Source organism: Streptomyces sp. NPDC127098 (assembly GCF_042722465.1).
GTDB classification, from domain to species: domain Bacteria; phylum Actinomycetota; class Actinomycetes; order Streptomycetales; family Streptomycetaceae; genus Streptomyces; species Streptomyces millisiae.
The window spans coordinates 1-9,569 of the sequence record NZ_JBHXFJ010000121.1; the positions used below are offsets into that span (position 1 = coordinate 1).

Genomic DNA, 9,569 nt, shown 5'->3' on the forward strand with positions numbered 1-9,569 from the left:
AGAAAGGCGGGTCGACCGTGGCCTACACCTACGGCCGAAGCATCACCCACTGCCCCTACTGCGGCGGCCCCCGGCCCTGGCGGGCCCCCGGCCCTGGCGGGCCCACGGCCCTGGCGGGCCCACGGCCCTGGCGGGCCCACGGCCCTGGCGGGCCGTGCACCGCGCGCAGCGCGAGCAGGCCCGCCATCCCGGCGCGAAGCGCCGAAAAGGGTGGGTGGGTGGGGGAACCTCGGCGCGAAGCGCCCGGGCGCTCGGCCCCGCCGGGCCGCGCACCGCCCCGCGCGAAGCGCGGAGAGGGGTGGGTGGGCGGGGAAACCCGGCGGCGAAGCCGCCACCGCCCCCGCGCGGAGCGGCGAAAGGGTGGGTGGGGGGGAGCCGCGCGGCTACCAGTGTGCCGGCCGGTCGAGCCCCGTGGGTAGCCTCGTCGAGGCGTCGCCCCGCGCCGCGTTGACCTGCGCCTGGGTGAGGAAGAGCGCGTCCCGCAGGTCCGCGCCGGCGAGGGCGGCGTTCCGCAGGTCGGTGCCCAGCAGGTCGGCCGACCGCAGATCGGCGCGGGTCAGGTCGGCCGCGATCAGCAGCGCGCCCCGCAGCGAGGCGCCCCGCAGGTCGGCACCGCGCAGCCGGGCCCCGGCCAGGTCGGCGCCCCGGCGGTCCCGCCGCCGGCCCGGCACCCGGGCCCGCACCAGCTCGCTCACCCGCCCCAGCAGCTCACCCACCTCGGCCCGCAGCGCCGGCACGTCAACGGTCGCCAGCTCGTCGGGGCCGCCGCCGGCCAGCCCCTCGACCCGCCCGGCGAGATCCCGCAGCTCGCCCCGCAGGGAGCGGGCCGCCGGCCGCGCGGTCGCCTCAGCCAGGTACCACAGCAGCTCGTGCAACTGCCGGACCACCGGGAACGCCTCGAACATCGCCCGGGCGGTCTCCGGCGCCGAGCGCCAGTCGCGCCCGCCGAAGGTCACCTGGGAGACCCGCTGCCCGGCGCCGAAGCAGTCGAAGACCGTGCAGCCGGTGAACCCGCGCTCCCGCAGACCGGCGTGGATGCCGCAGCGGAAGTCCGCGTCCAGGTTGCCGCAGGGGGTACCGGCCGCCTTGCTGACGGCGAAGTCCGCCGACGCGGTGAACGGCAGCGCCACGCAGCACAGCCCGAAGCAGCTGTCGCAGTCCGCGCGCAGTGCGGCCAGGTCCACGTCGTGATCCCCCGAGGCTCGAGAACGACTTCACCGACGCCCCCATGGTCCCAGGTCCGCGTCCGGTCACGCGCGCAGGGCCCAGACCGTTCCGCCGCCGTCGACGACGACCACCAGATCGCCGTCGGACGCCGGGGGGCTGACGCGGTGGCTGTCGAACGCTCCGCTCCATGCCTCGCGTCCGTCCTCAGCGTCGAGAATCCGCACCGTGGTCCAGCGCCGGAACAGCCGTTCCCGTCCGGTCCGGTAGAGCAGGGCCCGATCGCCGGTGGCCCACACCGCGTCGGTGTCCCCGGCTTCGTCGAGCCAGCGTTCCGTGCCGTCGTCGGCGGCCAGGCACACCCTTCCCTCCGGGGCGGGCAGGACGAACCCGCCCGCCACGCTCCTCGCCGGTTCGTCCGGGTGGTAGGGGCCGTCGTGGGTCCACTTCGGCTCGCCGGTGAGTCCGTCGAGGGCGGTCGGTCGCTCGCGGTCCCCCTCGACCGGTGGCAGGAGGACGGTGGTCCCGGACACCAGCGACTCGATGGGCCGGAAGGCGCCGACATACGGCTCCGGCTCCTCCCGCTGAAACGGGGTCCGCCACACGACGTCGCCCGTGCGCGCATCGCGGAAGACGAGGTCGACGGGCGCCTCGCCGACCTCATAGCAGAGGATGCCTGTGTCGAGGGCGTGCCCCAGGTCGCCCCTCGGATACATGTCGGTGCGTTCCCACCGCGTGTCGCCCGTCGCGGCGAGCACCGCCATGCCCATGCCGTCGAACAGCACCAGATCGCCGGCCAGCACGTACCCACCGAAGGGGGAGGCGTCGACCCCCCACCGGCTGTCGCCGGTGCGCGAGTCGAACCCGGCCACCGACTTGTCCTCGCCCATGATCAGCAGGCCACTGGGCCGGTGCACGTCCACTCTTGTGGTGCCGAGGGCGACCGGTCGCTGCCACAGCTGGTCCCCGCTGGCCGCGTCGAAGGCCCGCACCACGTTGCTGGAATAGTCGGCCAGTGCGGTCAGGGTGAGGACGGTGCCGTCGACGACCGTGAGGTGGGTCCCCTGGCCCCAGGGCCCGTCGAGGGCGGCGCTCCACAGGGGTTCGCCGCTGGCCAGGTCGAGGCCGTGAAGCACGGCGGAATCGGAGTCGACGCCGGTCACGTAGCACCGCCCGTCGGCCACGAGGGCGGTTTCCGCGCCGCCGATGCTCCGTGACCAGGCGACCGGGCCCCGCCTCGGGGCGCCGGTCAGGTACAGCGCCGCCGAGCCGCCGCCTGCGGCGAGCACGGCGAGGCCGGCGCCACCGAGCAGCAGGTCGCGTCGGTTGACGTCCCTCCCTCCCGTCGGTCCGGCCAACGCCTCGATGGTCGCGTCCGGTACCGGCTGGCCCGGCGCCGCGACGGTCGGGGCGCGGGGCGGCGCCGGGGGCGCGGCCTGGGCCGGTCCCTCCAGCCGGCGCAGCTCGTCGGCGAGTTCGGCGGCCGAGCCGTACCGCTGCTCCGGGTCCTTCGCCAGCAGCCGGAGCACCAGTCGGTCCCACGCGGGGGAGAGGCCGGCCGCCACGGTGCTCGGCGCCGGCGGGGTGTCCTGCAGATGCGCGGTGAGGTAGCCGACGGTGTCCGGGGCGGTGAACGGGGGCCGCCCGGTGAGCAGTTCGAACAGGACGCAGCCCAGCGCGTACAGCTCGCTGCGCCGCTCCGGGTGTCCGCGGGCCTGCTCGGGCGCCATGTAGGCGGCCGTGCCGACCAGGAACCCGGTCTGGGTCAGCCGGTCCCCGGTGGCCGACGGGTCGGCGGCGCGGGCGATGCCGAAGTCCAGCACCTTCACGCCGCCGGAGGCGGTGACGAACACGTTCGCCGGCTTGATGTCACGGTGCAGGACGCCGGCACCGTGCGCCTCGGCGAGGGCGTCGCAGATCCCCGCGCCCCACCGCGCGGCCGCGGCCCCGTCGACGGGGCCGCGGCGGACGACCGCGTCGAGGCCCTGGCCCCGGAGCAGCTCCATCACGAGGAACGGCGTGGTGCCCTCCGGCGTGACGGCCTCGCCGAGGTCGTGGACGGTGACGATGTTCGGATGCTGGAGGGCAGCGGTGATCCGCGCCTCGCGCAGGAAGCGGGCCCGCGCGTCCGCGGCGCGGCTGCCGCCGCCCGCGAGTACCGACACCACCTTGACCGCGACCGGCCGTCGCAGGCTCTCGTCGCGCGCCTCCCAGACCTCTCCCATGCCGCCCTGTCCGAGCGGCCGAACCAGTCGGTAGCGGTCGGCGAGTATGTGCTCTTCCACGGTCCCAAGTCCCCCGACCACGCGTGGTTTTCGGTCAGCGGGCGCATGGTAGCCCAGGGCCCGGGCGAGCGACCCCGATCACGCGGGCGTCGGCCCGAGCCGGGTGGGGGCGACCGTCAGGTCCTGCGTGCCGATGACGGACAGCAGCTCCAGCTGGGCGGCGCCCCTGGTGCCCGGCGGGGCGGTGAACCACAGCAGCCGTTGGCGGCCGTCCTCGCTCGACACGCGGTGGCAGTCCAGCTCCATGACGCCCAGCGCTGGATGGACGACGCGCTTGTGGTCGGTGCGCCGGAGCGCGACGTCGCCGGTCTCCCAGAGGGCGGCGAACTCCGGGCTGCGCCGGCGCAGCGTGGCCACCAGCCGGCCCACCTCGGGGTCGTCGCCGCGCCTGGCGGCGACCGCGCGCAGGTCGGCGGCGAAGACCCGGGAGTGGTGCGGGTGGTCCTCGACCGGGTGGAGCGCGCGGACGGCGGGGTCGGTGAACCAGCGGAAGACCAACGACGCGGCCGGGCCGCGTCCCACGAGCGGCGGGCCGAGGAGTGCCTCGGCCAGCGCGTTCTGGGCCAGCGTCTGGTGCAGGTCGGTGATGATCCGGGCGGGGGTGGTGTCGAGCCGGTCGAGCAGCCCGAGCAGGGCCGGCTGGGCGTGGGTGGAGGGCGCGTGGGCCGCCGGCGGAAGCGGACGGTCGGCGAGCAGGAAGAGGTGGTCCCGCTCGTCGCCGTCCAGCCGCAGCGCCCGGGCCAGGGCGGCCAGCACCTGCGCCGACGGCTGGGCGCCGCGCCCCCGCTCCAGCTCCGTGTAGTAGTCGGCGGAGAGGCCGGCCAACTGGGCGACCTCCTCGCGCCGCAGGCCGGGCACCCGGCGCCGGGGGCCGGTGGGCAGGCCGACGTCCGCGGGGCGGACGCGGTCGCGCCGGGACTTCAGGAACGCGGCGAGCTCCGAATGGTTCACGCACCCATGGTCCCGCGCGGCGCCGGGCCGATCCAGGGGTTGCCGACCCCAGGGTGCGGAGAGCCGTGGCTGGTCCTGGGGCGCCGGTCCAGGCTGGGACGCGAGCCGGGCGCCGAGGCGGAACCGCGGTACCGGTACGTCCGAAGACCATGAGGAGTGCGCATGTCCCAGCGGGGAGCAACGTCCGAGCCCACCACCGACCGGCCCCGCGTCGCCGTCGTCACCGGCGGCTCGCGCGGCATCGGTCGCGCGACGGTGGGCCGGCTGGCCGCCGACGGGTACGCCGTGGTGGTCGGCTACGCGGGCAACCGCGAGCAGGCCGAGGCCGCGGTGGCGGAGGCCGTCGCCGCCGGCGGCCGGGCGGTCGCCGTCCGGGCCGACGTCGCCGACGAGCGGCAGGTGGCCGACCTGTTCGACGCGGCCGAGTCCGAGTTCGGCGGCGTCGACGTGGTCGTGCACGCGGCCGGCCGGATGACCCTGTCCACCATCGCCGAGGTCGACCTGACGGAGCTCGACGCGCTGCACCGTGTCAACATCCGCGGCACCTTCGTCGTCGCCCAGCAGGCCGCCCGCCGCGTGCGGTCCGGCGGGGCGATCGTCACCTTCTCCACCTCCCAGGTGGGCCTGGCCTTCCCCACCTACGGTGCCTACATCGCCAGCAAGGCCGCGGTCGAGGGCATGACCATGGTTCTCGCCCGCGAGCTGCGCGGCCGGAACGTCAACGTCAACACCGTGGCCCCCGGGCCCACCGCCACCGACATGTTCCTCGAAGGCAAGGACCAGGAGACCGTCGACCGGCTCGCGGCGATGGCCCCGCTGGAACGCCTCGGGACCCCGGCCGACATCGCCGAGGCCGTCGCCTTCCTGGCCTCCCCGGCCGGCCACTGGGTCAACGGCCAGGTCGTCCGCGCCAACGGCGGCATCGTCTGACGGCGGTCCGCGACAGTTCATCCTTCGGAAGGAGCACCACCATGCCGTTCGCGAACTTCAAGGTCCCGGCCGGAAGCCTGGACGAGAGGCAGAAGGCGCGGATCGTCGCCCGCACCACCGAGCTGTACGTCGAGCTCTACGGGGAGCGGGCCCGCGCCACCACCCTGGTCCTGGTCGAGGAGGTGGCCGACGGCGGCTGGGGGATCGGCGGCGACGTCCTGACCCTGGCCATGATCCGGCAGCCGACCGGGCCGACCGGGCCGACCGGGCCGACCGGGCCGACCGGGCCGGAGGAGCCGCGACCGGCCTGAGCCCCGCTCCGCGCGCGCGACGGCGCGCCGGGCCAGCCGGGCGGTGGCCGCCGCGGCCAGGGCGGCGAGCAGCGGGAGCGCCGGCAGCGCCACGAGGGACAGCGCGGCGGCGACGGCGAGTGTCGCCCAGACCGCTGCGGTCAGCGGCGGGTTGCCGGCCGCCAGCAGCACGGCGTTGCGCAGCAACGGCAGCGGCCCGTCGTCGCTATGGGCCAGCAGCGGGGAGAGAGCTCGCCGGCGAGACCCACCGCCGGGGCGGTGATGCGGACGGCGGCGCGCCGTCCGCGCCGAGGGCGAAGGACACGTCGACCACCGCCGCGACGGCGCAGGTGGTCAGCGCGCCGCCCACCGTGAGGTTCCGGCCCGGCCGGTGCCGGAACACCTCGCGGAACACCGGCGGGCTCCCGCCGCGCGCCCAGCCGTCGGCCACCGCGAACAGGCCGGTGGTGGCGGCCGGCGGGGTCAGCAGCGGCAGGCCGGCGGCCACCAGGTCGGCGCGTCGGGGTTCACCGTGGCCTCCTGTCCCCCGAGGGGGCGCCCGTCGACTCGCGGACGACCAGCCGGCAGGGCAGCGCTTCGAGACCGCTGGCCGGACGGCCGTCGATGGCGTCCATCAGGCGCAGCGCCGCCGCCCGCCCCAGCTCGGTGAGGTTCATGTCGACGGTGGTGAGCGGCGGACGGGACGCCTCCGCCATGACCTCCCAGTTGTCGTAGCCGGCGATCGCCACCTCCGCCGGCACCCGGCGCCCGGCCTCGCGCAGCGCGTCGGCCGCGCCCCTGGCGATCTGGTCGCTGCCGCAGAACAGCGCGTCCACCTCGGGATCGGCGCGCAGCGCGATCAGCGCCGCCTGCCGGCCCCACGCCTCGCTCCACTCGCCGAAGTAGACGCGGCCGCCGGAGAGTTCGGCGCCGGCCGCGCGGAGCGCGAGCGTGGTGTGCTCGGCCCGCACGGCCGCCGCCGCGTGGTGGGCCGGGCCCGTGAGGTGCGCGACGCGGCGCCGTCCCGTGGCCAGCAGATGGTCGACGACGAGCCGGGCGCCTCCCGCGTCGTCCGGGACCAGCGACACGTCCGCCGGGTCCGTCGAGGGCCCGAGCGCGTAGACCACGGGCACCGGGGCCGGCAGCGCGAGCGGCGGGCGTGGGTCGGTGCGCCGGCCCGTGACGATCAGGCCGTCGATCCGGCGCTCCAACAGGGTGCGCACGTAGTGCTGTTCACGGATCCGGTCGCCCCGGGTGTCGCACAGGAACACCGACATCCGGCCGGCGCCCAGCGCGTCCTCGGCGCCGAGCAGCACCGGCAGGCTGAACCGGCCCACGCTGTCGGTGGTGATCAGCCCGACCGTGAAGCTGCGCCCCGACAGCAGGCCCTGCGCCATCGCGTTGGGCCGGAAGTCGAGCTTGCGGGCGGCGTCGAGCACCCGCTCCCTGGTCTCGGGGCGCAGCCGGCCGCGCCCGTTGAGCGCCTTGGAGGCGGTACCGGGGGAGACCCCGGCGAGCGCGGCGACGTCGCTGATGGTGACGGCCCGTGCCCCGGCCCCGCCGCGTGGCGTCACGGTCATGGGAAACCCTTTGCCCCTTCTCGGACCTGGTCCATTCCAGCGGCCAAGGCCGCCCCCGGGCGCGTCATCATGCCACGTCTTCAGCCGTGGCAACAGGGGTGGGAAGCCGGGTAAACCGACCCGGTCCGACGTCTTGACGCTCCGCTTCCACGCCTCCTAGCGTCGGCGCCTGGGAAAAGGTTTTCCCAACGCCTCACCCGGCGTTCGACGCGACCCGCAAGCTCCACTGACGTCAGTTCCCGTCCCGTAATCGGAGTCACGCATGACAGCCGTCCCGTCCGCCAAGACCCCAGCACCCAGCCCCGTGGGCCCAGTCCACCCGGGCCCGGCCGCGCACGCCGCGCTGCGCGCCACCGCGCGTGCCACCGTGACCGCCGGCTTCTGGGCGGAACGCCGCCGGGTCAACGCGGAGGTCAGCATTCCCCAGGGCCCGCAGCGCCTCGCCGAGGCCGGCAACCTGGAGAACTTCCGGCTGGCCGCCGCGCGGGCCACCGAGGGATTCCAGGGTGCCTTCCCCTTCCAGGACTCGGACGTCCACAAGTGGCTGGAGGCCGCCGCCTGGCAGCTCGGCGACCCGGCGACGGACCCCGAAAGCAGCAACGAACTCACCAGGCTCGTCACGGAGTTCGCCGCGCTGCTGGCCGACGCCCAGGAGGACTCCGGCTACCTCAACACCTACTACCAGGTGGCCAAGCCCGAGGTGCAGCACTTCACCGAGCTGAAGTGGGGCCACGAGCTCTACACCGCGGGACACCTCATCCAGGCCGCCGTCGCCCACCACCGGACCACCGGAAGCCGTGAACTCCTGGACATCGCCGTCCGGTTCGCCGACCACATCGGCGAGAGCTTCGGCCCCGAGGGCTCCGGCAGGCCGCACGACTCCGTCGACGGCCACCCCGAGATCGAGACCGCGCTGGTCGAACTCGCCCGGGAGACCGGCGAGTCCCGCTACACCGAGCTGGCGGCGTACTTCGTCGACCGGCACGGCGGCGCCCTCGGCCTGACCGGCGACAAGGGGTTCGACCGCCCCGGGTACTTCCAGGACCACGTGCCGGTGCGCGATGCCGAAGCGGTCACCGGCCACGCCGTCCGCCAGCTCTACCTGCTGGCCGGCGCCGCCGACGTGGCCACCGAGACCGGCGACCCCGCCCTGCGAGCCGCCGTCGAGCGGCTGTGGACCGAGATGGTGACGCGCCAGACCTACCTCACCGGCGGCGTCGGTGCCCACCACTCCGACGAGGCGTTCGGCCAGCCCTACGAACTGCCCGCCGACCGCGCCTACTGCGAGACCTGCGCCGCCATCGCCTCCGTCCAGTTCGGCTGGCGGCTCGCCCTGCTCACCGGCGAGGCCAAGTACTCCGACCTCGTCGAACGCACCCTCTACAACGGTGTGTTGTGCGGGGTCTCGCTCTCCGGCGACCGCTACCTCTACGACAACCCGCTGCACGTCCGGGACGGCCACGCCGACCAGGAGGGCGACAAGCCCCGCCGGGTGCCCTGGTTCCGCTGCGCCTGCTGCCCGCCCAACCTGATGCGGCTGCTCGCCTCGCTGCCCCACTACCTGGCCACCGCCTCGGCCGACGGCGGCGCGCTCCAGGTCCACCAGTACGCCGCCGGCACCGTCGCCGCCCCGCTGGCCGGCGGCGAGGTCGCGCTGCGCGTCGAGACCGACTACCCGCGGCAGGGCCGGATCGCCCTCACCGTCACCGGTACCGCCGAGGAGCCCTGGACCCTGACGCTGCGCGTCCCGCACTGGTCGGCCGACGCCTGGACCGTCACCGTGAACGGCGCCGAACCCGGCGCCGGCGTGGCGGAGTTCGCGGACGGCTGGCTGCGCCTCGACCGGGCCTGGGCGGAGGGCGACACCGTCGTCCTCGACCTCGATCTGACCCCCAGGTTCACCCTGGCCGACCCCCGGGTGGACGCCGTCCGCGGCTGCGCCGCCATCGAACGCGGGCCCCTCGTCCACTGCGTCGAGGCCCTTGACCAGCCCGCGCCGCCGGCCGGCAGCGGCCTCGACGACCTGGCCGTCGACCTCGCCGCCGGACTCGGCACCGTCGACCGACCCGAACTCCTCGGCGGCGTCACCACCGTGACCGCCACCGCCCGCCGCCGCCCCCGCCCGGACGCCGGCGCGTCCGCGCCCTGGTGGCCCTACCGGTCCGCCACCGCCGGCACCCCGGCGCCGGCCGGCGACCCCGTCACCCTCACCGCGATCCCCTACTACGCCTGGGCCAACCGCGACAACTGCGCCATGCGGGTCTTCCTGCCCATCGCCGAATAGCCGGCGGTGGCGCCGGGGGGGGGGCGGGGGGCGGCCCCGCCCCCCCGGCCCGCCCCCCGCCGGGGACAACCGCCGGGGGCGGGAG

8 protein-coding genes are annotated in these 9,569 nt (G+C 75.8%); 3 read left to right on the forward strand and 5 right to left on the reverse strand.

Annotation, left to right across the window (positions count from 1 at the left end; all coding sequences use genetic code 11):
- Positions 1-383: 383 nt before the first annotated feature.
- From ACFWI8_RS35650 to ACFWI8_RS35660, 3 genes are all read right to left on the reverse strand, one after another.
- Entirely contained in the window at positions 384-1,184 is an 801-nt protein-coding gene (locus ACFWI8_RS35650; RefSeq protein ID WP_387100234.1) for a pentapeptide repeat-containing protein, read from the reverse strand.
- 66 nt (positions 1,185-1,250) lie between these two features.
- Entirely contained in the window at positions 1,251-3,449 is a 2,199-nt protein-coding gene (locus tag ACFWI8_RS35655) for a PQQ-binding-like beta-propeller repeat protein (protein ID WP_387100237.1), read from the reverse strand.
- A 78-nt stretch (positions 3,450-3,527) separates the two neighbouring features.
- Positions 3,528-4,400: a helix-turn-helix transcriptional regulator gene (locus ACFWI8_RS35660; protein WP_387100240.1), complete on the reverse strand. Its 873-nt coding sequence runs from the start codon at positions 4,398-4,400 to the stop codon at positions 3,528-3,530.
- 162 nt (positions 4,401-4,562) lie between these two features.
- On the opposite strand from ACFWI8_RS35660, the gene ACFWI8_RS35665 reads away from it, so the two are divergent.
- Both ACFWI8_RS35665 and ACFWI8_RS35670 read left to right on the forward strand, forming a co-directional pair.
- Positions 4,563-5,330: an SDR family oxidoreductase gene (locus tag ACFWI8_RS35665; protein WP_387100242.1), complete on the forward strand. Its 768-nt coding sequence runs from the start codon at positions 4,563-4,565 to the stop codon at positions 5,328-5,330.
- 41 nt (positions 5,331-5,371) lie between these two features.
- The gene (locus ACFWI8_RS35670) at positions 5,372-5,641 is read left to right on the forward strand and encodes a tautomerase family protein (protein ID WP_387100245.1); all 270 of its coding nucleotides are present in this window, start codon (positions 5,372-5,374) and stop codon (positions 5,639-5,641) included.
- Positions 5,642-5,846: 205 nt separating this feature from the next.
- Here ACFWI8_RS35670 and ACFWI8_RS35675 read toward each other — a convergent pair whose 3' ends face one another.
- Both ACFWI8_RS35675 and ACFWI8_RS35680 read right to left on the reverse strand, forming a co-directional pair.
- Complete coding sequence (locus tag ACFWI8_RS35675; protein WP_387100248.1) at positions 5,847-6,128, reverse strand: hypothetical protein; 282 nt, start codon at positions 6,126-6,128, stop codon at positions 5,847-5,849.
- Between the two features lie 19 nt (positions 6,129-6,147).
- Positions 6,148-7,200 carry a LacI family DNA-binding transcriptional regulator gene (locus tag ACFWI8_RS35680; protein ID WP_387100251.1) on the reverse strand — a complete coding sequence of 351 codons (1,053 nt, stop codon included), beginning with the start codon at positions 7,198-7,200 and terminating at the stop codon, positions 6,148-6,150.
- 262 nt (positions 7,201-7,462) lie between these two features.
- On the opposite strand from ACFWI8_RS35680, the gene ACFWI8_RS35685 reads away from it, so the two are divergent.
- Positions 7,463-9,484 (forward strand): glycoside hydrolase family 127 protein, encoded by a 2,022-nt coding sequence (locus ACFWI8_RS35685; protein ID WP_387100254.1) that lies wholly within the window; start codon positions 7,463-7,465, stop codon positions 9,482-9,484.
- The last annotated feature ends 85 nt before the right edge of the window (positions 9,485-9,569 follow it).